The sequence below is a fragment of the Streptomyces sp. NBC_01474 genome, from assembly GCF_035918215.1.
Lineage (GTDB): Bacteria > Actinomycetota > Actinomycetes > Streptomycetales > Streptomycetaceae > Streptomyces > Streptomyces aureus.
The window spans coordinates 7,685,711-7,709,186 of record NZ_CP109449.1; the positions used below are offsets into that span (position 1 = coordinate 7,685,711).

General features: G+C 69.3%; 22 protein-coding genes and 1 pseudogene. 14 read left to right on the forward strand and 9 right to left on the reverse strand.

What is annotated here, in order from left to right:
• Positions 1-201 precede the first annotated feature (201 nt).
• The 7 genes from gap (at position 202) to OG758_RS49145 (ending at position 6,681) form a co-directional block, all read left to right on the forward strand.
• A complete protein-coding gene (gap, locus tag OG758_RS35010) occupies positions 202-1,212 on the forward strand; it encodes a type I glyceraldehyde-3-phosphate dehydrogenase (RefSeq protein ID WP_266565571.1) in 1,011 nt (336 codons plus the stop codon).
• A 107-nt stretch (positions 1,213-1,319) separates the two neighbouring features.
• Entirely contained in the window at positions 1,320-2,531 is a 1,212-nt protein-coding gene (locus OG758_RS35015) for a phosphoglycerate kinase (protein ID WP_326713576.1), read from the forward strand.
• 5 nt (positions 2,532-2,536) lie between these two features.
• Positions 2,537-3,313: a triose-phosphate isomerase gene (tpiA, locus tag OG758_RS35020; RefSeq protein WP_326713577.1), complete on the forward strand. Its 777-nt coding sequence runs from the start codon at positions 2,537-2,539 to the stop codon at positions 3,311-3,313.
• Between the two features lie 221 nt (positions 3,314-3,534).
• The gene (gene secG, locus OG758_RS35025; RefSeq protein ID WP_100592391.1) at positions 3,535-3,765 is read left to right on the forward strand and encodes a preprotein translocase subunit SecG; all 231 of its coding nucleotides are present in this window, start codon (positions 3,535-3,537) and stop codon (positions 3,763-3,765) included.
• A 204-nt stretch (positions 3,766-3,969) separates the two neighbouring features.
• Positions 3,970-4,305 (forward strand): RNA polymerase-binding protein RbpA, encoded by a 336-nt coding sequence (locus tag OG758_RS35030; RefSeq protein ID WP_003976875.1) that lies wholly within the window; start codon positions 3,970-3,972, stop codon positions 4,303-4,305.
• A 156-nt stretch (positions 4,306-4,461) separates the two neighbouring features.
• Positions 4,462-6,114, forward strand: coding sequence for a glucose-6-phosphate isomerase (gene pgi / locus OG758_RS35035; RefSeq protein ID WP_326713578.1), 1,653 nt, complete (start codon positions 4,462-4,464; stop codon positions 6,112-6,114).
• Between the two features lie 87 nt (positions 6,115-6,201).
• Positions 6,202-6,681, forward strand: coding sequence for a DUF2087 domain-containing protein (locus OG758_RS49145; RefSeq protein WP_442810371.1), 480 nt, complete (start codon positions 6,202-6,204; stop codon positions 6,679-6,681).
• A 64-nt stretch (positions 6,682-6,745) separates the two neighbouring features.
• Here OG758_RS49145 and pgl read toward each other — a convergent pair whose 3' ends face one another.
• Genes pgl through tkt form a run of 5 tightly spaced genes read right to left on the reverse strand, consistent with a single transcriptional unit; the run spans position 6,746 to position 13,369 of the window.
• Positions 6,746-7,525: a 6-phosphogluconolactonase gene (gene pgl, locus OG758_RS35045; protein WP_326713579.1), complete on the reverse strand. Its 780-nt coding sequence runs from the start codon at positions 7,523-7,525 to the stop codon at positions 6,746-6,748.
• Entirely contained in the window at positions 7,525-8,595 is a 1,071-nt protein-coding gene (opcA, locus tag OG758_RS35050) for a glucose-6-phosphate dehydrogenase assembly protein OpcA (RefSeq protein WP_326713580.1), read from the reverse strand. Before opcA ends, pgl begins: the two co-directional genes overlap by 1 nt.
• Positions 8,592-10,124 carry a glucose-6-phosphate dehydrogenase gene (gene zwf / locus OG758_RS35055; protein WP_326713581.1) on the reverse strand — a complete coding sequence of 511 codons (1,533 nt, stop codon included), beginning with the start codon at positions 10,122-10,124 and terminating at the stop codon, positions 8,592-8,594. The genes opcA and zwf overlap by 4 nt, the downstream gene beginning before the upstream one ends.
• Before the next feature lie 4 nt (positions 10,125-10,128).
• Positions 10,129-11,247 (reverse strand): transaldolase, encoded by a 1,119-nt coding sequence (tal, locus tag OG758_RS35060; RefSeq protein WP_326713582.1) that lies wholly within the window; start codon positions 11,245-11,247, stop codon positions 10,129-10,131.
• A 34-nt stretch (positions 11,248-11,281) separates the two neighbouring features.
• Complete coding sequence (gene tkt, locus OG758_RS35065; RefSeq protein ID WP_326713583.1) at positions 11,282-13,369, reverse strand: transketolase; 2,088 nt, start codon at positions 13,367-13,369, stop codon at positions 11,282-11,284.
• Between the two features lie 312 nt (positions 13,370-13,681).
• Between tkt and OG758_RS35070 the strand changes: the two genes are divergently transcribed.
• The 3 genes from OG758_RS35070 (at position 13,682) to OG758_RS35080 (ending at position 16,304) form a co-directional block, all read left to right on the forward strand.
• Positions 13,682-14,635 carry a heme o synthase gene (locus OG758_RS35070; RefSeq protein ID WP_326713584.1) on the forward strand — a complete coding sequence of 318 codons (954 nt, stop codon included), beginning with the start codon at positions 13,682-13,684 and terminating at the stop codon, positions 14,633-14,635.
• A gap of 95 nt (positions 14,636-14,730) precedes the next feature.
• Positions 14,731-15,078, forward strand: coding sequence for a hypothetical protein (locus OG758_RS35075; RefSeq protein WP_266565591.1), 348 nt, complete (start codon positions 14,731-14,733; stop codon positions 15,076-15,078).
• A 95-nt stretch (positions 15,079-15,173) separates the two neighbouring features.
• Positions 15,174-16,304 (forward strand): amidohydrolase family protein, encoded by a 1,131-nt coding sequence (locus OG758_RS35080; RefSeq protein WP_326713585.1) that lies wholly within the window; start codon positions 15,174-15,176, stop codon positions 16,302-16,304.
• Positions 16,305-16,326: 22 nt separating this feature from the next.
• On the opposite strand, the gene OG758_RS35085 is transcribed toward OG758_RS35080, so the two are convergent.
• From OG758_RS35085 to OG758_RS35100, 4 genes and pseudogenes are all read right to left on the reverse strand, one after another.
• Complete coding sequence (locus OG758_RS35085) at positions 16,327-17,331, reverse strand: COX15/CtaA family protein (RefSeq protein WP_326713586.1); 1,005 nt, start codon at positions 17,329-17,331, stop codon at positions 16,327-16,329.
• Between the two features lie 84 nt (positions 17,332-17,415).
• Entirely contained in the window at positions 17,416-18,183 is a 768-nt protein-coding gene (locus OG758_RS35090) for an ABC transporter permease (RefSeq protein WP_326713587.1), read from the reverse strand.
• A 26-nt stretch (positions 18,184-18,209) separates the two neighbouring features.
• Complete coding sequence (locus OG758_RS35095; RefSeq protein ID WP_326713588.1) at positions 18,210-19,133, reverse strand: ABC transporter ATP-binding protein; 924 nt, start codon at positions 19,131-19,133, stop codon at positions 18,210-18,212.
• 190 nt (positions 19,134-19,323) lie between these two features.
• Positions 19,324-19,554: pseudogene (locus tag OG758_RS35100) on the reverse strand (AAC(3) family N-acetyltransferase); the annotation flags it as partial.
• Positions 19,555-19,714: 160 nt separating this feature from the next.
• Here OG758_RS35100 and OG758_RS35105 point away from each other — a divergent pair.
• Genes OG758_RS35105 through OG758_RS35120 form a run of 4 tightly spaced genes read left to right on the forward strand, consistent with a single transcriptional unit; the run spans position 19,715 to position 23,471 of the window.
• The gene (locus tag OG758_RS35105; RefSeq protein WP_326713589.1) at positions 19,715-20,476 is read left to right on the forward strand and encodes a helix-turn-helix transcriptional regulator; all 762 of its coding nucleotides are present in this window, start codon (positions 19,715-19,717) and stop codon (positions 20,474-20,476) included.
• Complete coding sequence (gene sufB / locus OG758_RS35110) at positions 20,473-21,897, forward strand: Fe-S cluster assembly protein SufB (protein WP_266565605.1); 1,425 nt, start codon at positions 20,473-20,475, stop codon at positions 21,895-21,897. Before OG758_RS35105 ends, sufB begins: the two co-directional genes overlap by 4 nt.
• A gap of 60 nt (positions 21,898-21,957) precedes the next feature.
• Positions 21,958-23,139 (forward strand): Fe-S cluster assembly protein SufD, encoded by a 1,182-nt coding sequence (gene sufD / locus OG758_RS35115; protein WP_326713590.1) that lies wholly within the window; start codon positions 21,958-21,960, stop codon positions 23,137-23,139.
• Positions 23,139-23,471, forward strand: coding sequence for a non-heme iron oxygenase ferredoxin subunit (locus tag OG758_RS35120; RefSeq protein WP_326713591.1), 333 nt, complete (start codon positions 23,139-23,141; stop codon positions 23,469-23,471). Before sufD ends, OG758_RS35120 begins: the two co-directional genes overlap by 1 nt.
• Positions 23,472-23,476 lie beyond the last annotated feature (5 nt).

Below are 23,476 nucleotides of genomic sequence, written 5' to 3' on the forward strand. Positions count from 1 at the left end.
CTCACTTTTCGCGAAAAGCGCCAGATGAGCGGGAATCCCGGCGGTCCGTACCCCTACTGGGCGGTACGGGCCGCCGGGCCGCACAAGGGTCCACTCAATGTCACTCGGAGGGCTTCGGAGAGGTAGGGTCGGAGGCGGTCGGGGACATCCCATACAACTCGCCGGCGTCTAAAACCGGCGTACCAACGAGGAGATCGGTTCGTGACGATCCGCGTAGGCATCAACGGCTTTGGCCGCATCGGGCGTAACTACTTCCGCGCGCTGCTTGAGCAGGGTGCAGACATCGAGATCGTGGCTGTCAACGACCTCGGTGACACCGCGACCACCGCACACCTTCTGAAGTACGACACCATCCTCGGCCGCCTCAAGGCCGAGGTGACGCACACCGCCGACACGATCACCGTCGACGGCCACACCATCAAGGTCCTTTCCGAGCGCAACCCCGCCGACATCCCGTGGGGCGAGCTGGGCGTCGACATCGTCATCGAGTCGACCGGCATCTTCACGAAGAAGGCCGACGCCGAGAAGCACATCGCCGGCGGCGCCAAGAAGGTCCTCATCTCGGCTCCGGCCAAGGACGAGGACATCACCATCGTGATGGGCGTCAACCAGGACCAGTACAACCCGGCGACGGACCACGTCATCTCGAACGCGTCCTGCACCACGAACTGTGTGGCGCCGATGGCCAAGGTTCTCGACGAGAACTTCGGCATCGTCAAGGGCCTGATGACCACGGTCCACGCGTACACGAACGACCAGCGCATCCTGGACTTCCCGCACTCGGACCTGCGCCGCGCCCGTGCCGCCGCCGAGAACATCATTCCGACCACCACCGGTGCCGCCAAGGCGACCGCCCTGGTCCTCCCGCAGCTCAAGGGCAAGCTCGACGGCATCGCGATGCGCGTCCCGGTCCCGACCGGCTCCGCCACCGACCTGGTCGTCACCCTGGCGCGCGAGACCACCAAGGACGAGGTCAACGCCGCGTTCAAGAAGGCCTCCGAGGACGGCGACCTCAAGGGCTACCTGTCCTACACCGAGGACCCGATCGTCTCCTCCGACATCGTCGGCGACCCGGCGTCCTGCACGTTCGACTCCTCCCTGACCATGGTTCAGGAAGGTAACTCGGTGAAGATCCTCGGCTGGTACGACAACGAGTGGGGCTACTCCAACCGTCTCGTCGACCTCACGGTCTTCGTCGGCGGCCAGCTCTAAATCCAGAGCCGGCATCTCGATGTGAGCACAGGGTCCGGACCGCGCAACGCCGCGCCGTCCGGGCCCTGTTGTGCGTCAGCCCACCCAAGAAGTCCAGGAGTCCAGCCATGAAGACGATCGACGAACTTCTCGCCGAAGGGGTCGAGGGCAAGCGGGTCTTCGTCCGCGCCGACCTCAACGTGCCTCTCGCCGACGGCAAGATCACCGACGACGGCCGCATCCGCGCCGTCCTGCCCACCGTCAAGGCCCTGGCCGACGGAGGCGCCAAGGTGATCGTCGCCTCCCACCTGGGCCGCCCCAAGGGAGCACCGGACCCGGCGTTCTCGCTGCTGCCGGCCGCCGAGCGCCTCGCCGAGCTCCTCGGCAAGCCGGTCGCGTTCGCCCAGGACACCGTCGGCCCCGCCGCCCACGACGCGGTGGACGGTCTGGAGCCCGGCCAGGTCGCCGTCATCGAGAACCTCCGCTTCAACGCCGGTGAGACGTCGAAGGACGACACCGAGCGCGGCGAGTTCGCCGACCGGCTGGCCGCGCTGGCCGATGTCTACGTGGGCGACGGCTTCGGCGCGGTGCACCGCAAGCACGCCTCCGTGTACGACCTGCCGGCCCGCCTGCCGCACTACGCCGGCTACCTCATCGCCACCGAGGTCGGCGTCCTGAAGAAGCTCACCGACGAGGTCAAGCGCCCCTACGTGGTCGCGCTCGGCGGGGCCAAGGTCTCCGACAAGCTCGCCGTCATCGACCAGCTGCTCGGCAAGGCCGACCGCCTGCTCATCGGCGGCGGCATGGCCTACACCTTCCTCAAGGCCCAGGGCCACGAGGTCGGCATCTCCCTCCTCCAGGAGGACCAGATCCCGGCCGTCAAGGAGTACATCAAGCGCGCCGAGGACAACGGCGTCGAGCTGGTGCTCCCCGTGGACGTCCTGGTCTCGCCGGACTTCCCCGATCTCAAGACCAAGGCCCCGGCCAACCCCACCACCGTCGCCGCGGACGCCATCCCGGCCGACCAGGAGGGTCTCGACATCGGTCCGGAGACCCGCAAGCTGTACGCATCGAAGCTCGCCGACGCCGGGACCGTCTTCTGGAACGGCCCGATGGGCGTCTTCGAGCACCCCGACTACGCCGAGGGCACCAAGTCGGTCGCCCAGGCGCTCCTCGACTCCCCGGCCTTCACGGTCGTCGGCGGTGGCGACTCCGCCGCGGCCGTCCGGCTCCTTGGCTTCGACGAGAATGCATTCGGCCACATCTCGACCGGCGGCGGCGCCTCCCTCGAATACCTTGAGGGCAAGACGCTCCCCGGCCTTGCCGCACTGGAGGACTGACCTCAATGACCACCCGCACGCCGCTGATGGCGGGCAACTGGAAGATGAACCTCAACCACCTCGAGGCCATCGCCCACGTCCAGAAGCTCGCCTTCGCGCTGGCCGACAAGGACTACGACGCCGTCGAGGTCGCGGTCCTGCCGCCCTTCACCGACCTGCGCTCCGTACAGACCCTGGTCGACGGCGACAAGCTCAAGATCAAGTACGGCGCCCAGGACATCTCGGCCCATGACTCCGGTGCCTACACCGGTGAGATCTCGGGCCCGATGCTCGCCAAGCTCAAGTGCACGTACGTGGCGGTCGGCCACTCCGAGCGCCGGCAGTACCACGACGAGACCGACGAGGTCTGCAACGCCAAGGTGAAGGCCGCTTTCAAGCACGGCCTGACCCCGATCCTGTGCGTCGGCGAGGAGCTCCACGTCCGCGAGGCGGGCAACCACGTCGCGCACACGCTGTCGCAGGTCGAGGGCGGTCTCAAGGACATCCCGGCCGAGCAGGCCGAGACCGTCGTGATCGCGTACGAGCCGGTCTGGGCGATCGGCACCGGCAAGGTCTGCGGCGCCGACGACGCCCAGGAGGTCTGCGGGGCGATCCGCGGCAAGCTCGCCGAGCTGTACTCCCAGGAGCTGGCCGACAAGGTCCGCATCCAGTACGGCGGCTCGGTGAAGTCCGGGAACGTCGCGGAGATCATGTCGAAGCCCGACGTCGACGGCGCCCTCGTCGGCGGCGCGGCGCTCGACGCCGAGGAGTTCGTCAAGATCATCCGGTTCCGCGACCAGTGAGCCGCGGGGGCGCGTCGGCCTCTCGACACCGGCACGGAGCGCCCCGGAGGCGAACGAACAGGCCGTGAGTATGCGGTAGCGGCGTTACGTCGTACCCTTGCGGGGGCCGGGTGGCTTTCCACCGGGCCCCCGCAGCACGTATAAGTCGCAGTACGGATACATCGCAGTACGTATCAGTTCAGTCCGAGAGAATTGCCAGGAAGTAGGGACCAGCCGTGGTTATGGGGTTCTCGATCGCCCTGATCGTCTTCAGCCTGCTGCTGATGCTCCTTGTGCTGATGCACAAGGGAAAGGGTGGCGGTCTCTCCGACATGTTCGGTGGCGGCATGCAGTCGTCCGTCGGCGGCTCGTCGGTCGCCGAGCGCAACCTGGACCGCATCACCATCGTGCTCGGTCTGCTGTGGTTCGCGTGCATTGTCGTGCTCGGCCTGCTCATGAAGGTCAACAACTGACGTCGTCGCACCTGCACATCGCGCACATAAGGCCCCATGTTCGGTACGCGCCCTCCGGCGCGGCCTATCATGGGGCTTGCGTCTAGGGGCGGGGATGTAACTCCAATCACTGGACGCGCGTTGGGCCTTACGTAGACTGAGGCGCCCGCGGCGGAGTGAGACGCCGACAAGCTCCGCGGCACCATCACGCAGGGAGTTACGACCGTGGCAAGTGGCAACGCGATCCGAGGAAGTCGGGTCGGGGCGGGGCCGATGGGCGAGGCCGAGCGCGGCGAGTCCGCGCCGCGTCTGCGCATCTCCTTCTGGTGCTCCAACGGGCACGAGACGCAGCCGAGCTTCGCCTCCGACGCGCAGGTGCCGGAGACTTGGGACTGTCCGCGCTGCGGCTTCCCTGCCGGGCAGGACCGGGACAACCCGCCGGACCCGCCGCGCACCGAGCCCTACAAGACGCACCTCGCGTATGTGCGCGAGCGGCGCAGTGACGCGGACGGCGAGGCGATCCTCGCGGAGGCGCTCGCCAAACTGCGGGGCGAGATCTAGGACTTGAGCACCGGCCGGACACACCCAAGTGTCCGGCCGGACTCGTTCGGCCGTAGCGGTCCGGACAGATGCCGTATACCGGGCCCTGATCAATTAGGTTGGTCAAGCAGCGGGGCAAGGTACGTACTCAGGTACGAGAGAAGGCTGAAGTCCGAGATGAACGCAGAAAGCCGTACCAGGCTCAATCAGATGCCCGAGTGGACGGCGCTCGCCAAGCACCGGGAAGAACTCGGAGACGTGCAGCTGCGTGAGCTGTTCGCCGCCGATCCGGCGCGCGGCTCCGACTACGCGCTCCAGGTCGGCGACCTGCACGTCGACTACTCCAAGCACCTGATCACGGACGAGACGCTGCGCCTGCTGCGCGAGCTCGCCGCCGCGACCGATGTGTTCGGGCTGCGGGACGCCATGTTCCGTGGCGAGAAGATCAACGCGACGGAGGACCGGGCCGTGCTGCACACGGCGCTGCGGGCCCCGCGTGGTGCGGTGGTCGAGGTCGACGGTGTCGATGTCGTCCCGCAGGTGCATGCCGTGCTGGACAAGATGGCCGTCTTCGCGGGCAGGGTCCGTTCGGGGGAGTGGACGGGCCACACCGGCAAGCGGATCAAGAACGTCGTGAACATCGGTATCGGCGGCTCCGATCTCGGTCCCGCGATGGCGTACGAGGTGCTTCGTTCCTTCACCGACCGGGACCTGACGGTCCGTTTCGTGTCGAACGTGGACGGTGCGGACCTGCACGAGGCCGTGCGTGATCTCGACCCGGCCGAGACGCTGTTCGTCATCGCCTCGAAGACGTTCACGACGATCGAGACGATCACCAACGCGACCTCCGCGCGCAATTGGCTCCTCACCGGACTGAGGGCCGGCCAGGATGCCGTGGCCAAGCACTTCGTGGCCCTGTCGACGAATGCCGAGAAGGTGTCCGACTTCGGCATCGACACGGCCAACATGTTCGAGTTCTGGGACTGGGTCGGCGGGCGCTACTCGTACGACTCGGCCATCGGTCTCTCGCTGATGATCGCGATCGGCCCGGACGCGTTCCGCGAGATGCTCGACGGGTTCCACCTCGTCGACGAGCACTTCCGCACCGCCCCCGCCGAGTCCAACGTCCCTCTTCTGATGGGCCTGTTGGGCATCTGGTACGGCAACTTCCACGACGCGCAGTCGCACGCGGTGCTCCCGTACTCGCACTACCTGTCCAAGTTCACGGCGTACCTCCAACAGCTCGACATGGAGTCGAACGGCAAGTCCGTCACGCGGGACGGCACGGAGGTCGACTGGCAGACGGGGCCCGTGGTCTGGGGCACCCCCGGCACCAACGGGCAGCACGCCTACTACCAACTGATCCACCAGGGAACGAAGTTGATCCCGGCGGACTTCATCGGGTTCGCCGAGCCCGTGGCGGACCTGCTGCCGGGACTCGTCGCACAGCACGACCTGTTGATGGCCAACTTCTTCGCGCAGACGCAGGCCCTCGCCTTCGGCAAGACCCCGGCCGAGGTCCGCGCCGAGGGCGTGCCCGAGGAACTCGTGCCGCACAAGACGTTCCAGGGAAACCACCCGACGACGACGATCCTCGCGAAGCGGCTCACGCCGTTCGTCCTCGGCCAGCTCATCGCCCTCTACGAGCACAAGGTGTTCGTCCAGGGCGCCGTCTGGAACATCGACTCCTTCGATCAGTGGGGCGTCGAACTCGGCAAGGTCCTCGCCAAGCGCGTCGAGCCCGCCCTCACCGAGGGCGCCGACGTGCCGGGCCTCGACCCGTCCACCAAGGCGCTGGTGGCCAAGTACCGCGAGCTGCGGGGCCGTTGAGTGCCTGAGCGGCGCATCTAATTGGGGTGCGCCGCCGCCTCCGGCGGGTGACACTGCTCCGGTCGCGTCACCTGCCGGGAGGACCCCATGGACCAGCTCATGTCCGCGCTCGCCGACCCCGAACGACTGAAGCTCTACGCGCGGATCGTGCTGGACGAGCTGGAGCCGCGCGACGAGGACTCCCCGGCCGTCCGCAAGCACCTGGGACGACTCGTCTCCATCGGGCTCGTCGAGCGACGGCCGGACGGAACGCTGCGGGCGGACCCCTCCGTGTTCCGCCGCGAGCGCCCGGCGGAGATCCATCCCGCCGTGCCGCGCCGCCTCACGGGGTTCTTCGCCCGCGGCCGCCTCACCTCGATCCCGGTCCGCGCCACCGTGCGCCACGAACTCCTCGTCCACCTCACGGACACGCTTTTCGACACCGAGCGCACCTACACCGAGGGTGAGGTCAACGACGCGTTCCGCACCGTCCACGAGGACACCTCGGCGCTGCGCAGGTACTGCGTGAACGACGGGCTGCTCGTACGGGAGCGCGACGGCAGCAGCTATCGCAGGGCGCACGCGTAGGGGCCCCGCACCAACCAACTACGGTGCGGGGCCCCTGCGTTCGTGTCGTCTCGCGCGGCAATCCTCAGGCGACGTGCGGCGGATACAGCTCGGGCGGAAGCTGCGAGGCCGCCGCCGAGTCGAGCAGCCACAGCGTGCGCGAGCGGCCGTACGCGCCCGCGGCCGGCGCCTGGATCTCACCCGCGCCGGACAGCGCGATCGCCGCGGCCTCCGCCTTGTCCTCGCCCGCCGCGAGCAGCCACACCTCGCGCGCGGCCCGGATCGCCGGGAGCGTGAGCGAGATGCGGGTGGGCGGCGGCTTGGGCGCACCGTGCACACCGACGACGGTGCGCTCGGTCTCCCGGACCGCCGGCAGCTCGGGGAAGAGTGACGCGACATGCGTGTCCGGGCCGACCCCCAGCATCAGGACGTCGAACGTCGGGACCGGACCGTGGTCCTCCGGCCCCGCCGCGGCGGCCAGTTCGGCGGCGTACACCTGCGCGGCGGCGTCCACCTCGTACGGGCCGTCCGAAGCCGGCATCGGGTGCACCCGGTCCGGGTTCAGCGGCACGGAGTCGAGGAGCGCCTTGCGCGCCTGCGTGTAGTTCCGCTCGGGGTCGCCGTCCGGCAGGAACCGCTCGTCGCCCCACCACAGGTCGAGGCGCGTCCAGTCGACCGCGTCCCGGGCGGGAGCGGCCGAGAGGGCGGCCAGGAGTCCGTTGCCGTTGCGCCCGCCCGTCAGGACGATGGATGCGTAGCCGCGGGCGGCCTGGGCGTCCACGATCTTCGTGATGAGCCGGGCCGCGGCGGCCTGCGCCATCAGCTCCTTGTCGCGGTGCACCACCAACTGGGGTGCCGTGCTCATCACTTGGCGGCCGCCTTCGAAGCGGACTTCTTGGCGGCGGACTTGGCGGGCGCCTTCTTGGCCGCCGCCTTCTTCGCGGGAGCGGGAGCGGTGGCCGGTGCGGCCGTGTCGGCCGCGGGATCCTGCCCGCCCGTCGCCGTCGCCCGGTCGCCGAGCCGGTCCACGCCGAACTTCAGCGCGGCCGCGTACGTGTCGTCCGGGTCGAGACGGCGCAGCTCCTCCGCGATCAGCTCGGACGTCTCGCGGCGCTTGAGGGCCACCGCGCGGTCCGGCTGGCCCTGGATCGACAGTGTGGCCAGCGAACCGTCCGGGCGGTCGAGCACGATGGCCCCGCAGTCCGTCTGCATACGCACGGCCGTCAGGCCGGGGCCCGACGACACCGACCGCTTGACCGGCACGTCGAGCCGGCCCGCGAGCCACATGGCGAGCAGCTCGCAGCTCGGGTTGAACTCCTCGCCCTCCACCTCAACCGAGTTGACCTTGCAGGTCACCTGGTCGAGAGCGGCGGCGAGCATGGAGCGCCACGGCGTGATCCGGGTCCACGACAGGTCCGTGTCACCGGGCGTGTAGGCGCCGGCGCGGGCCTCCAGCTCGTCGTTGGGCTGCTCCGCCGCGTACGTGTCCGTCACGCGGCGCTGGGCGAGCGCGCCCAGCGGGTCCTTGGCCGGGTCGAGTGGCGCGTTCACCGGCCACCAGGCCACGACCGGGGCGTCCGGCAGGAGCAGCGGCAGGACGACCGACTGGGCGTGGTTGATGACCTCGCCGTACAGCCGCAGGACGACCGTCTCACCGGTCCCCGCCTCCACGCCGACCCGCACCTCGGCGTCGAGCCTCGACGTCGTGCGGTCGCGCGGCGAACGGGAGACGCGCTTGATGACCACGAGGGTCCGCGAAGGGTGCTCGCGGGACGCCTCGTTGGCGGCCTTCAGCGCGTCGTAGGCGTTCTCCTCGTCGGTCACGATGACGAGGGTGAGCACCATGCCGACGGCGGGGGTGCCGATGGAGCGGCGGCCCTGCACGAGCGCCTTGTTGATCTTGCTGGACGTGGTGTCCGTGAGGTCGATCTTCATGGCCGGCGCCAGCTCCGTCCGTCTCGTGCGAGCATCTCGTCCGCCTCGGCGGGCCCCCACGTGCCGGACGGGTACTGGGCCGGCTTGCCGTGCTTGTCCCAGTACTTCTCGATCGGGTCGAGGATGTTCCAGGACAGCTCGACCTCCTCCGTGCGCGGGAAGAGGTTCGAGTCGCCGAGCAGGACGTCCAGGATCAGCCGCTCGTACGCCTCCGGGCTCGACTCCGTGAACGACTCGCCGTACGCGAAGTCCATCGACACGTCCCGGATCTCCATGGAGGTGCCGGGCACCTTGGAGCCGAAGCGGACCGTGATGCCCTCGTCCGGCTGGACGCGGATGACGATCGCGTTCTGGCCGAGCTCCTCCGTCGCCGTGTGGTCGAAGGGGGAGTGGGGCGCGCGCTGGAAGACGACGGCGATCTCGGTGACGCGGCGGCCGAGGCGCTTGCCGGTGCGCAGATAGAAGGGGACGCCCGCCCAGCGGCGGTTGTCGACCCCCAGCTTGATCGCCGCGTAGGTGTCGGTCTTCGACTTGGGGTCGATGCCGTCTTCCTGGAGGTAGCCGACGGCCTTCTCGCCGCCCTGCCACCCGGCCGCGTACTGGCCGCGGACTGTGTGGTCGCCGAGCTCCTTGGGCAGCCGGACCGCGCCGAGCACCTTGGCCTTCTCGGCGACGAGCGCGTCCGCGTCGAAGGAGGCGGGTTCCTCCATGGCGGTGAGGGCCATGAGCTGGAGGAGGTGGTTCTGGATGACGTCGCGGGCGGCGCCGATGCCGTCGTAGTAGCCGGCGCGGCCGCCGATGCCGATGTCCTCGGCCATCGTGATCTGCACGTGGTCGACGTACGACCGGTTCCAGATCGGCTCGAAGAGGGTGTTGGCGAAGCGCAGGGCCAGGATGTTCTGGACGGTCTCCTTGCCGAGGTAGTGGTCGATCCGGAACACCTGGTCCGGGGCGAACACCTCGTGCACGATCGCGTTCAGTTCCTTGGCCGACTCGAGGTCGTGGCCGAACGGCTTCTCGATGACCGCGCGGCGCCACGAACCCTCGGGCGCGTCGGCGAGGCCGTGCTTCTTCAGCTGCTGCACGACCTGCGGGAAGAACTTGGGGGGCACGGAGAGATAGAAGGCGAAGTTGCCGCCCGTCCCCTGTGCCTTGTCGAGCTCCTGCATCGTCGACTTCAGGCGCTCGAAGGCGTCGTCGTCGTCGAAGTTGCCCTGGACGAAGCGCATGCCCTGGACGAGCTGCTGCCAGACCTCCTCGCGGAACGGCGTACGCGCGTGTTCCTTGACCGCGTCGTGCACCTCCTGCGCGAAGTCCTCGTCCTCCCATTCGCGTCGGGCGAAGCCGATCAGTGAGAAGCCCGGTGGAAGCAGACCCCGGTTGGCGAGGTCATAAACGGCGGGCATCAGCTTTTTACGGGACAAATCGCCCGTGACACCGAAGATGACCAGGCCCGACGGCCCCGCGATACGCGGGAGCCGTCGGTCTGCGGCGTCACGGAGCGGGTTCGCTCCATGAACTGGGGTCAAGATCTCAGCCCTCCGAAGGGGCGAGGCGCTGGAGCTCCGCCTCGGTCGACTTGAGCAGGTCGTTCCAGGACGCCTCGAACTTGTCGACGCCCTCGTCCTCGAGCACCTGCACGACGTCGTCGTACGAGATGCCGAGCTTCTCGACAGCCGCGATCTCCGTGCGGGACTGGTCGTACGTCCCGGCGATCGTGTTGCCGGTGATCTCACCGTGGTCGGCGGTCGCGTCGAGCGTGGCCTCCGGCATGGTGTTGACGGTGCCGGGCGCGACCAGGTCCACGACGTACAGGGTGTCCTTGTACGCCGGGTCCTTCACGCCGGTCGACGCCCACAGGGGGCGCTGCTTGTTGGCCTGCGCCTTGTCGAGCGCGGCCCAGCGGTCGGAGGAGAAGACCTCCTCGTACGCCTCGTAGGCGAGACGGGCGTTGGCCAGCGCGGCCTTGCCCTTGAGCGCCTTGGCCTCGTCGGTACCGAGGGCGTCCAGGCGCTTGTCGATCTCCGAGTCCACACGGGACACGAAGAAGGACGCCACCGAGTAGATCTTGGAGAGGTCCAGGCCCGCGGCCTTCGCCTTCTCCAGACCCGCCAGGTACGCGTCCATGACCTCGCGGTAGCGCTCCAGCGAGAAGATCAGCGTCACGTTCACGCTGATGCCCCTGCCGATGACCTCGGTGATCGCGGGCAGGCCCGCCTTCGTCGCCGGGATCTTGATGAGCGTGTTGGGGCGGTCCACCAGCCAGGCCAGCTGCTTGGCCTCGGCGACGGTGGCCGCCGTGTTGTGGGCCAGGCGCGGGTCGACCTCGATCGACACGCGGCCGTCCTGGCCGTCGGTCGCGTCGAACACCGGACGCAGGATGTCGGCGGCGTCACGGACGTCCGCCGTCGTGATCATGCGGATGGCCTCGTCGACGGTGACCTTGCGGGTGGCGAGGTCGGCGAGCTGCTGCTCGTAACCGTCACCGTGCGAGATCGCCTTCTGGAAGATCGACGGGTTGGTCGTGACGCCCACGATGTGCTGCTGGTCGATCAGCTCGGCAAGGTTGCCGGAGGTGATCCGCTTGCGCGACAGGTCGTCCAGCCAGATCGCGACGCCCTCTTCGGAGAGGCGCTTCAGTGCGTCTGTCATGGAAAATGCATCTCCTACGTGTCGTATATGAGCGTCAGCGCTGGGTTGCGGCGAGGGATTCCCGGGCGGCCGCGGCCACGGCGTCGCCAGTGAAGCCGAACTCCCGGAAGAGGACCTTGCCGTCGGCGGAAGCACCGAAGTGCTCAAGCGAAACAATCCGTCCGGCGTCACCGACGAAGCGGTGCCACGTCAGGCCGATACCGGCCTCGACCGCGACGCGCGCCTTGACCGACGGCGGCAGGACCGAGTCCTTGTACTCCTGGTCCTGCTCGTCGAACCACTCCACCGACGGCATGGACACGACCCGCGTCGGGATCCCCGCGGCCTGAAGCTGCTCACGCGCCTCGACGGCGAGCTGCACCTCGGAACCGGTACCGATGAGGATCACCTGCGGCCCGCCGCCCTCGGCGTCGAGCAGGACGTAACCACCCTTGGCCGCGTCCTCGTTCGCCTCGTACGTCGGCACGCCCTGACGGGTCAGCACGAGGCCGTGCGGAGCGCCCTTGCCGAACACCTTCGTGTACCGCTTGAGGATCTCGCGCCAGGCGATCACGGTCTCGTTGGCGTCCGCGGGGCGGACGACGTTCAGACCGGGGATCGCGCGCAGCGCCGCCAGGTGCTCGACCGGCTGGTGCGTCGGACCGTCCTCGCCCAGGCCGATCGAGTCGTGCGTCCACACGTACGTGACCGGCAGGTGCATCAGGGCCGACAGACGGACCGAGTTGCGCATGTAGTCGGAGAACACCAGGAAGGTGCCGCCGTAGATACGGGTGTTGCCGTGCAGCGCGATGCCGTTCATCTCGGCGGCCATCGAGTGCTCGCGGATGCCGAAGTGGATCGTGCGGCCGTACGGGTCGGCCTCCGGCAGCGGGTTGTCCGCCGGCAGGAACGACGACGTCTTGTCGATCGTCGTGTTGTTCGAGCCCGCGAGGTCGGCGGAGCCGCCCCACAGCTCGGGGATGACCGGGCCGAGCGCCTGGAGGACCTTGCCGGACGCGGCGCGGGTGGCGACACCCTTGCCGGTCTCGAAGGTCGGCAGGTGCGACTCCCAGCCCTCGGGCAGGTCGGTCGCCTCGATGCGGTCGTACTCGGCGGCGCGCTGCGGGTTGGCCGTGCGCCAGGCGGCGAACGACTTCTCCCACTCGGCCTTCGCCTCGCGACCGCGGTCCAGGGCCTCACGCGTGTGCGCGATGACCTCGTCGGCGACCTCGAACGACTTCTCCGGGTCGAAGCCGAGCACACGCTTGGTGGCCGCGACCTCGTCGTCGCCGAGCGCCGAGCCGTGCGCGGCCTCGGTGTTCTGCGCGTTCGGCGCGGGCCAGGCGATGATCGAGCGCATCGCGATGAAGGACGGACGCCCCGTCTCGGCCTTCGCGGCCTCGATCGCGGCGAACAGGGCCTCGGGGTCGAGGTCGCCGTTCTCCTTCGGCTCCACGCGCTGCACGTGCCAGCCGTAGGCCTCGTACCGCTTCATGGTGTCCTCGGAGACCGCGGTCTCCGTGTCACCCTCGATCGAGATGTGGTTGTCGTCCCACAGCAGGACGAGATTGCCGAGCTTCTGGTGACCGGCCATCGAGGACGCCTCCGAGGAGATGCCCTCCTGGAGGCAGCCGTCGCCGGCGATCGCGAAGATGTGGTGGTCGAACGGGGAGGTGCCGGCGGCCGCCTCCGGGTCGAACAGTCCGCGCTCGAAGCGGGCGGCCATCGCCATGCCCACGGCGTTGGCGACACCCTGGCCGAGCGGCCCGGTCGTCGTCTCGACGCCCGTCGTGTGCCCGTACTCCGGGTGACCCGGGGTCTTGCTGCCCCAGGTGCGGAACGCCTTCAGGTCATCGAGCTGCAGACCGAAACCGGCCAGGTACAGCTGGATGTAAAGGGTCAGGGACGAGTGTCCCGCGGACAGCACGAACCGGTCGCGCCCGACCCAGTCGGCGTCCGCCGGGTCGTGCCGCATCACCTTCTGAAAGAGGGTGTACGCGGCCGGTGCCAGGCTCATCGCCGTACCCGGATGGCCGTTACCGACCTTCTGTACGGCGTCCGCGGCCAGGACACGAGCGGTGTCAACGGCCCGCTGGTCCAACTCGGTCCACTGGAGGTCTGTGGTGGTCGGCTTGGTGCTCACCCTGGGTCAGGGCTCCTCTCCACATGTCGAATGCCGGTGATGATGGGCTCACCGGCTGTTGTCGAGCCTACCCCTGCGAGTACGCGCATTTTTTCGACTCAATCCAGACTGCGGGGCCGTGCCGGAATCCGCCTCCTGACGGGCATCCGCGCCGCCCGACAAGTGAATGCGCGACCGCTCATCTGGGGTGCTCCGAAACACGAACCGACCCCCACGAAGAGCCAGGTATAGGCAACGTCTACAGTGGCGTGGTACGCGCGAGCCTTTACCGGGACTTCACATCCGGGGGCTTGCTGGGAGTCTCTGTCAGGGGTGTGCGTGACGGCCGTCGAATCCCGTCCAGCGGGGCAACTCGGGACGAGCATCAGCCCGAGCCAACGGCCGTTCGGGGCCCGAGTCAAGGCATTCGTGGCGCTGACCAAGCCACGGATCATCGAACTGCTGCTGATCACCACGGTTCCGGTCATGTTCCTCGCGCAGCAGGGTGTGCCCGACCTGAAACTGGTGTTCCTCACCTGCCTCGGCGGCTACCTCTCCGCGGGCGGCGCCAACGCGCTGAACATGTACATCGACCGTGACATCGACGCGCTCATGGAGCGCACGTCGCAGCGTCCACTGGTCACGGGAATGGTCAGCCCCCGGGAGTGTCTGGCCTTCGGCATCGCCCTCGCGGTCATCTCCACGCTGCTGTTCGGGCTGACCGTCAACTGGCTGTCCGCCTGGCTCTCGCTCGGCGCGCTCCTCTTCTATGTGGTCGTCTACACGATGATCCTGAAGCGCCGCACCTCGCAGAACATCGTCTGGGGCGGCATCGCCGGCTGCCTGCCGGTCCTCATCGGCTGGTCCGCGGTCACGAACTCGATGTCGTGGGCCCCGGTCATCCTCTTCCTCGTCATGTTCTTCTGGACGCCGCCGCACTACTGGCCGCTGTCCATGAAGGTCAAGGACGACTACGCGCGCGTCGGCGTGCCGATGCTGCCCGTCATCGCCTCCAACAAGGTGGTCGCGAAGCAGATCGTCATCTACAGCTGGGTGATGGTCGCCGTCTCCCTGCTCCTGACGCCGCTCGGCTACACCGGCTGGTTCTACACAGCGGTCGCCCTCCTCGCCGGCGGGTTCTGGCTGTGGGAGGCGCACGGGCTGCAGAACCGCGCCAAGGCCGAGGTGGCGGGCGCGAAGCTCAAGGAGATGCGCCTGTTCCACTGGTCGATCACCTACGTCTCGATCCTCTTCGTGGCGGTCGCGGTGGACCCCTTCCTGCGCTGACCCACCCAGGAACCTTTCCGACGGGCGGGGGGAGTGGCCAAGGCCACGCCCCCCGCCCGTCGCCAGTTGATCTACCTCTCAGTAGCATCCTGTTCATGGCAGACACTCAAGCGGTTGACGACCCGAAGCAGGCGGCGAAGGACGAGCGCAGGGCCGCCCGGCTCGCCCGGGAGATCGGGACGTTCGCCAAGCAGCACGGCGGCGCCGAGGGGCAGCTCGCGTACCTCGGGGAGCGCGGCACGCGCATCGCGCTCGTCGGCGAGGACGGCGGCTGGGGCAACCTCGTGGCACCTTCCGATGCCATCGCCCGCAAGGCCGTCGAGAAGGCCGGCATCACCGTCCGCGAGGACTTCGACGGCGAAATGGCCGCCAAGGTGAAGACCGGACCGTACGAGTGGACCCGCATGGCGGGCATCCAGGTCGGCGGCCCGAGCAACAAGTAGCCGGCCGTCCAATGCGTCAGGTGTACGAGACCAACACCTGACGCAGGTTTCACCCGTTAGGACCGTAGAAGCACGGTCCATCTACGGGAGCCCGGATGATCGATACGCCATCCCTCGTGGACCAGTACTGCCACGGGGTACTCCGCACGGAACTCGGCCTCGGCACGTTCGAGGCCCATCTCGGCCGGGGCGATCGCCCGCCCGCCCCCGGCACCACCTTCTTCGACACCCAGACCGGCTTCGCCGTACGTCGCTGGTGTCCGCCGCTTCTCGGCCTCGAACCGCACTGCCCGCCCGCCCGCTACCTCGCGCGCCGCCGCGAACTGGGCGTCTTGGAGTCGGGCCGCAGACTGCTGCGGGGCAGCGGCATCACCACGTACCTGGTCGACACGGGACTGCCGGGCGACCTCACCGGGCCGCGCGAGATGGCCTCGGCCGGCGACGCGGACGCGCACGAGATCGTCCGCCTCGAGCTCCTCGCCGAGCAGGTCGCCGACACCTCGGGCACCGTCGAGTCGTTCCTCGCCAACCTCGCCGAGTCCGTGCACGGCGCCGCCGCGAACGCCGTCGCGTTCACCTCGGTCGCGGGCGTACGGCACGGCCTCGCGCTCGCGCCACAGCCGCCGGGACCGGGCGAAGTACGCGGAGCCGCGGGGCGCTGGCTCGCCGCCCGCCGCGTCGGCGGACCCCTCACCGACCCCGTGCTCCTGCGCCACCTCCTGTGGATCGCGGTGGCCTCGGGCCGGCCGCTGCAACTCCACGCGGGCCTCGGCGAACCCGGCCTGCGCCTCGACCGCACCGACCCGGTCCTGCTCACCGACTTCGCCCGCGCCACGGCGGGACTCGGCACGGACCTGATCCTGCTGCACGGCTACCCGTACCACCGGCACGCGGCGCACCTCGCCGGGATCTTCCCGCACGTGTACGCGGACCTCGGCCCGGCGCTCGCCCGTACCGGGGCGCGCGCGGCGGCCGTACTCGCGGAGATCCTCGAACTCGCCCCGTTCGGCAAGCTGCTGTTCTCCAGCGGCGCGCACGGCCTGCCGGAGCTGCATGTGGTGGGGGCGCGGCTGTTCCGCGAGGCGCTCGGGCGGGTGCTCGGCGGCTGGGTCGCGGACGGCGCGTGGTCCCTTGCGGACGCGCAGCGGGTCGCCGGGATGATCGGCTCGGTGACGGCCGACCGGGTCTACGGCCTCAGCGGCACGGGCGCCGCGCGGGGCGGCTGACCCGGGCCACGGGCTGTTCGGTTCAGACGCTGGAGAGGGCCGGGTCCGCCTGGGCCGGGACCTCCGCCGTGCCCAGCGGGCGCTCCCGCAGCGACAGCAGGACCCGCAGGACCGCGATCCACACCAGGGCAGAGCCCAGCATGTGCAGGCCGACGAGGACCTCGGGCAGGTCGGTGAAGTACTGGACGTAGCCGATGACGCCCTGCGCGAGCAGCACGAGGAACAGGTCGCGGGTGCGGTGCAGGGGGCCCTTGGGGGCGTCGACCGCCTTGAGGACGAACCACAGGGCGAACGTCAGCGTCACCACGATCCAGGCCAGGACCGCGTGCGCCTTGCTGATGGTCTCCCAGTCGAGCGGCATGCGCGACACGTCGCTGGAGTCGCCGGCGTGCGGGCCCGAGCCCGTCACCACCGTGCCGACCATGATCAGCGCCACCGTGGCCGCCGTCAGGATCCAGACGAGCTGCCGTACCGCCGTGCCGACGAGAGGACGCGGCTCGGCGTCACCCTCACGGGTGCGCTGCCACATCACCGTGGCGACCGCGATCAGCGCGGTGGACAGCAGGAAGTGGGCCGAGACCGTGTATGGGTTGAGGCCGACGAGGACGACGATGCCGCCGAGGACGGCGTTGCCCATGACGAGCCAGAACTGGGTCCAGCCGAGCCGGGTCAGGCCGCGCCGCCACGGCTTCTGCGAACGGGCGGCGATGATCGCCCAGCCGACCGCGGCGCACAGGACGTACGTCAGCATGCGGTTGCCGAACTCGATGGCTCCGTGGAAGCCCATCTCGCTCGTCGCGGTGAGGGACTGGTCGGTGCACTTGGGCCACGTCGGGCAGCCGAGGCCCGAGCCGGTCAGGCGCACCGCGCCGCCGGTGACCACGATGACCACCGTCATGACGACGGCGGAGAGCGCGGCGCGCCGGACCGTCCGCTGAGCGGGGGTCCAGCGTTCGGCGATGAAGGCGAGCGGGTTGCGCACGGCTTGGGCGGCGTCGGCCGGGGTCACGTTTGGCACGGAGCCCATCGTAGGACGCCGCTTGTGCATGCCTTCACGAGGGGGCCGATCCGGGACGATTGTGACGCCGCGCACGCCGCGCCGCGCGGGCGCCTACTCCCAGCGGAAGAAGCGCCCCGCGGCGCCCAGGCCGACGACCGCCCAGACGGCGAGGATCCCGAGGTCGCCCCACGGCATGGACGCGCCGTGCTGGAGGACGTCCCGCAGCCCGTCGGAGAGCGCCGAGATGGGCAGCAGGCCGAGGACGGACTGGGCCGCGTCCGGGAACTTGTCGAGCGGCACGATGACGCCGCCGCCGACGAGCAGGAGCAGGAACACCAGGTTCGCGGCGGCCAGTGTCGCCTCCGCCTTCAGCGTGCCCGCCATCAGCAGACCGAGCCCGGAGAACGCGGCCGTGCCGAGGACGAGCAGGAGCAGTACCGCGAGCGGGTTGCCGTGCGGGGACCAGCCGAGCGCGAAGGCGATCACCGTCACGAGGACCACCTGGAGGACCTCGGTGACCAGCACGGACAGCGTCTTCGCGGTCATCAGGGCCCAGCGCGGCAGCGGCGAGGACGCGAGCAGCTTGAGCACGCCGTAACGGCGCTCGAAGCCCGTCGCGATGGCCTGGCCGGTGAACGCGGTCGACATCACGGCGAGCGCGAGGATGCCCGGGGCCAGGAAGTCCACGGCCTTCCCGTCGCCCGTGTCGACGATGTCGACCGCGCTGAACAGGACGAGCAGCAGGGTGGGGATGATGACGGTCAGCAGCAGCTGCTCACCGTTGCGCAGCAGCATCTTCGTCTCGAGTGCCGCCTGCGCCGCGATCATGCGGGAGAGCGGGGCGGCCCCCGGGCTCGGTGCGTACGTGCCGGCGCTCATCCGCGTGGTTCCTTGCTGGGCCGTGCTCATCCGCGCAGCTCCCGTCCGGTCAGTTCCAGGAATACGTCTTCGAGGGTGTGGCGCTCGACGGAGATCCGGTCCGGCATCACACCGTGCTGGGCGCACCAGGAGGTGACCGTCGCCAGGAGCTGCGGGTCGATCTTGCCGCTCACCCGGTACGAGCCCGGGGTGAGCTCGGCCGCGGCGGAGTCGGCGGGCAGGGCCTTGAGGAGGGAGGCCACGTCGAGGCCGGGGCGGCCGATGAAGCGGAGCGTGTTCTCCGCGCCGCCGCGGCACAGCTGTTCCGGGGAGCCCTGCGCGATGACCCGGCCCGCGTCGATGATCGCGACGTCGTCGGAGAGTTCCTCCGCCTCGTCCATGTGGTGCGTGGTGAGGATGACGGAGACGCCGTCGGACCGCAGATCCCGTACGAGGTCCCAGGTCGCGCGGCGTGCCTGCGGGTCGAGGCCGGCGGTCGGCTCGTCCAGGAAGACGAGCTCGGGGCGGCCGACGACGGCCATGGCGAGCGCGAGGCGCTGCTGCTGACCGCCGGAGAGCCTGCGGTAGGTGGTGCGGCCGCAGCTGCCGAGGCCGAGGCGCTCGATGAGGGCGTCCACGTCCAGGGGGCGCGCGTGGAGCTTCGCCACATGGCGCAGCATCTCGTCCGCGCGGGCGCCGGAGTAGACGCCGCCGGACTGCAGCATCACGCCGAGGCGGGGGCGCAGCTCGCCGGACTGGGCGACGGGGTCGAGGCCGAGGACCCGGACCGTTCCCGCGTCGGGCCGGCGGTAGCCCTCGCATGTCTCGATCGTGGTGGTCTTTCCGGCGCCGTTGGGGCCGAGGACGGCGGTGATGCCGGCCGAGGCCTCCAGATCGAGGCCGTCGACCGCGGTCTTGGTTCCGTACCGCTTGACCAGACTCTGGATCCGGACGACGGGCTCGCTTCGCATGAGCGCCAAGTCTAGGGACGCGCCGCGCGTCCCCGGCGGGCGGGGCCCATGGTGTTCAGGACCGGTGCCTCGCCGGCCACCCCTGGGCGTACGCGACCGCGTCGGCCACCGGGAAGAGCAGGGCGTCGGCCGCGCCCACCCGGCCTAGTACGACCCCGCCGTCGCGTTCGAGCGCCGCGCCGAGTGTCTGGGCGGGGTCGGAATTGCCGCCGGTGTGCGTGGGGACGGTGAGTTTCCCGTCCGGACGGAGCGTGTGGAGCAGTCCCTGCACCACGAAAACGGCGCCTCCGCAGACCCCGCCGAGCGCGCTGAGGGAGGAGTGCGGGAGGAGGGTCCCGCCGGGCCGGACGCCGGGTGCGCGCAGGTCGGCGATGAGGGTGCTTCGTGTGACAAGTGGGCCGGTGGGAGGGGGTGCGGGCATGACTCGCAGTCCCCCCGCAGGAGCGCGGCGGAGCCCCCGGATTGATCGATCAGAGATCGTTTCCGCAGGTCATCTTAGGTATGCCTAAGTGATGCAGCGCACCGGAGATCGTTCCGGACCCCGCTTGTCAGGCCTTGAGGAATTACGCAACAATGGCGTTGTGAAATACGTTGGCGAGGCTCGGGAGGCTCCCTTGGGAGCCCCGCAGGAGGAGATCGCGACCGGTGAGCGCTCGACGCGCAACCGGGTCGCCCGCTCCATCCTGGACCACGGCCCGTCCACCGTCGCCGATCTGGCCGGACGCCTCGGTCTCACCCAGGCCGCCGTTCGCCGCCACCTGGACGCGCTGGCCGCCGACGAGGTCGTCGAAGCACGTGAACAGAAGATCTACGGAGCCCGTACGCGCGGCCGTCCCGCCAAGGTGTTCGCCCTGACGGACTGCGGCCGGGACGCCTTCGACCAGTCGTACGACAAGCTGGCCGCCGACGCCCTGCGCTGGATCGCGCAGCGCGAGGGCGGGGAGGAAGCCGTCATCGCCTTCGCCCGCGCCAGGATCGCCGAGCAGGCCGGGGCGTACCGGACGGCCGTCGAGTCCGCCGACCCCGAGGAGCGTACGGAAGCCCTCGCCAAGGCCCTGAGCGCCGACGGGTACGCTGCTACGGCGCGAAGCGCACCGGTCGGCGAGCAGCTGTGTCAGCACCACTGCCCGGTCGCACACGTCGCCGAGCAGTTCCCGCAGCTGTGCGAGGCGGAGACCGAGATCTTCTCCCAGCTCCTCGGCACACATGTGCAGCGGCTGGCCACCATCGCTCACGGCGACGGGGTGTGTACGACCTTCATTCCGAAGATCGCACCCAAGACCACCGCCCCAAAAAACGACACAAACGCATCTGCAAGCACCGCCGGGAGGAACCCCGCATGACGCTCCCCATCGAGGAGACTGCCCACCCCGAGCTCGAGGGTCTGGGCAAGTACGAATACGGCTGGGCCGACTCCGACGCCGCCGGTGCCTCTGCCAAGCGCGGCATCAACGAGGACGTCGTCCGCGACATCTCGGCCAAGAAGTCCGAGCCGGAGTGGATGACCAAGCTGCGCCTCAAGGGCCTGCGCCTCTTCGGCAAGAAGCCCATGCCGAACTGGGGCTCGGACCTGTCGGGCATCGACTTCGACAACATCAAGTACTTCGTGCGGTCCACCGAGAAGCAGGCCCAGTCCTGGGAGGACCTGCCCGAGGACATCAAGAACACGTACGACAAGCTCGGCATCCCCGAGGCGGAGAAGCAGCGCCTCGTCGCCGGTGTCGCGGCCCAGTACGAGTCCGAGGTCGTCTACCACCAGATCCGTGAGGACCTGGAGGAGCAGGGTGTCATCTTCCTGGACACCGACACGGCCCTGAAGGAGCACCCGGAGCTCTTCAAGGAGTACTTCGGCACGGTCATCCCGGTCGGCGACAACAAGTTCGCGTCGCTGAACACGGCCGTGTGGTCCGGCGGATCCTTCATCTACGTCCCCAAGGGCGTGCACGTCGAGATCCCGCTCCAGGCCTACTTCCGTATCAACACGGAGAACATGGGCCAGTTCGAGCGGACGCTGATCATCGTCGACGAGGACGCCTACGTCCACTACGTCGAGGGCTGTACGGCGCCGATCTACCAGTCGGACTCCCTGCACTCCGCGGTGGTCGAGATCATCGTGAAGAAGGGCGCCCGCTGCCGTTACACGACCATCCAGAACTGGTCGAACAACGTCTACAACCTGGTCACCAAGCGCGCCGTGGCGTACGAGGGCGCGACCATGGAGTGGATCGACGGCAACATCGGCTCCAAGGTCACCATGAAGTACCCGGCCGTCTACCTGATGGGCGAGCACGCCAAGGGCGAGACCCTGTCCATCGCCTTCGCGGGCGAGGGGCAGCACCAGGACGCCGGGTCCAAGATGGTCCACATGGCGCCCAACACCTCCTCCAACATCGTGTCGAAGTCGGTGGCCCGTGGCGGCGGCCGTACCTCGTACCGCGGTCTGGTCGAGATCGGTGAGGGTGCCGCCGGCTCCAAGTCGAACGTGCTGTGCGACGCGCTGCTCGTCGACACGATCTCCCGCTCCGACACGTACCCGTACGTCGACGTCCGCGAGGACGACGTGTCCATGGGCCACGAGGCGACGGTCTCCAAGGTCTCCGACGACCAGCTCTTCTACCTGATGAGCCGCGGTATGACGGAGTTCGAGGCGATGGCGATGATCGTGCGCGGCTTCGTCGAGCCGATCGCGAAGGAGCTGCCGATGGAGTACGCCCTCGAGCTCAACCGGCTGATCGAGCTGCAGATGGAAGGCGCCGTCGGCTAACGCCGCAAGCCCGTCCGTCAGCACACGTCTTGAACTGAGAAAGAGAGCACTACGACAGCCATGGCTGAGGCTCAGAACATCCCGGCGGCGGGGTCCACGACCGCCGGCTCGATCGCGGTGGCCGCAGAGTCGACCGTCGCCACGCGCATGAGCGCGCCCCCGTCCTTCGACGTCGCGGACTTCCCCGTCCCGCACGGCCGTGAGGAGGAGTGGCGGTTCACGCCGCTCGAGCGGCTGCGCGGCCTGCACGACGGGACGGCGGTCGCCCAGGGCGGCCTGCGCGTCGAGGTGACCGCCCCCGCGGGCGTCACCCAGGAGACCGTCGGGCGCGACGACGCCCGCGTCGGCAAGGCCGGCAAGCCGGTGGACCGGGTCGCCGCCCAGGCGTTCTCGTCCTTCGAGAAGGCCTCGGTCGTGTCCGTCCCCAAGGAGACGGTGCTCACCGAGCCCATCCGCATCGCCGTGCACGGCGAGGGCGGCACCGCCTTCGCGCACCAGGTCATCGAGCTCGGCGCGTTCGCCGAGGCCGTCGTGGTCATCGACCACACCGGTGACGCGGTGCTCGCAGCCAACGTCGACTACATCCTGGGCGACGGCGCCAAGCTGACCGTCGTCTCCGTCCAGGACTGGGACGAGAAGGCCGTCCACGTCGCGCAGCACAACGCGCTCGTCGGCCGCGACGCCTCTTTCAAGTCCGTCGTCGTCACCTTCGGCGGTGACCTCGTCCGCCTGCACCCGCGCGTCAACTACGCGGGCACCGGCGGCGAGGCCGAGCTCCTCGGCCTGTACTTCACCGACCGGGGCCAGCACCAGGAGCACCGCCTCCTCGTCGACCACGACGCCGCGCACTGCAAGTCGAACGTCGTCTACAAGGGCGCGCTCCAGGGCCAGGACGCCCACGCGGTCTGGATCGGTGACGTCCTCATCGAGGCCACCGCCGAGGGCACCGACACGTACGAGATGAACCGCAACCTGGTTCTGACCGACGGCGCCCGCGTGGACTCGGTCCCGAACCTGGAGATCGAGACCGGCGAGATCGTCGGCGCCGGTCACGCCTCGGCGACCGGCCGCTTCGACGACGAGCAGCTCTTCTACCTGCGTTCGCGCGGTATCCCGGCCGACGACGCCCGTCGTCTCGTCGTCCGGGGCTTCTTCGCCGAGCTCGTCCAGCAGATCGGTCTGCCGGACGTCCAGGAGCGCCTGCTCGCCAAGATCGAGGCCGAGCTGGAGGCTTCCGTCTGATGGCCTTCGACCGTGCCCGGTTCACTCGGGCCTGCGGATTGAGCGAGCTGGAGGAGGACACCCCGAAGCGGGTGGAACTCGACGGCACGCCGGTCTCGGTCGTCTACACCGAGGGCGAGGTGTTCGCGATCAACGACATCTGCTCGCACGCGAACGTGTCGCTCTCCGAGGGCGAGGTGGAGGACTGCCAGATCGAGTGCTGGCTGCACGGCTCCGCGTTCGACCTCCGCACCGGCAAGCCGTCCGGCCTTCCCGCGACGCGCCCCGTCCCCGTTTACCCCGTAAAGATCGAAGGGGACGACGTGCTCGTCTCCCTCTTCCAGGAGTCCTGAGGCAC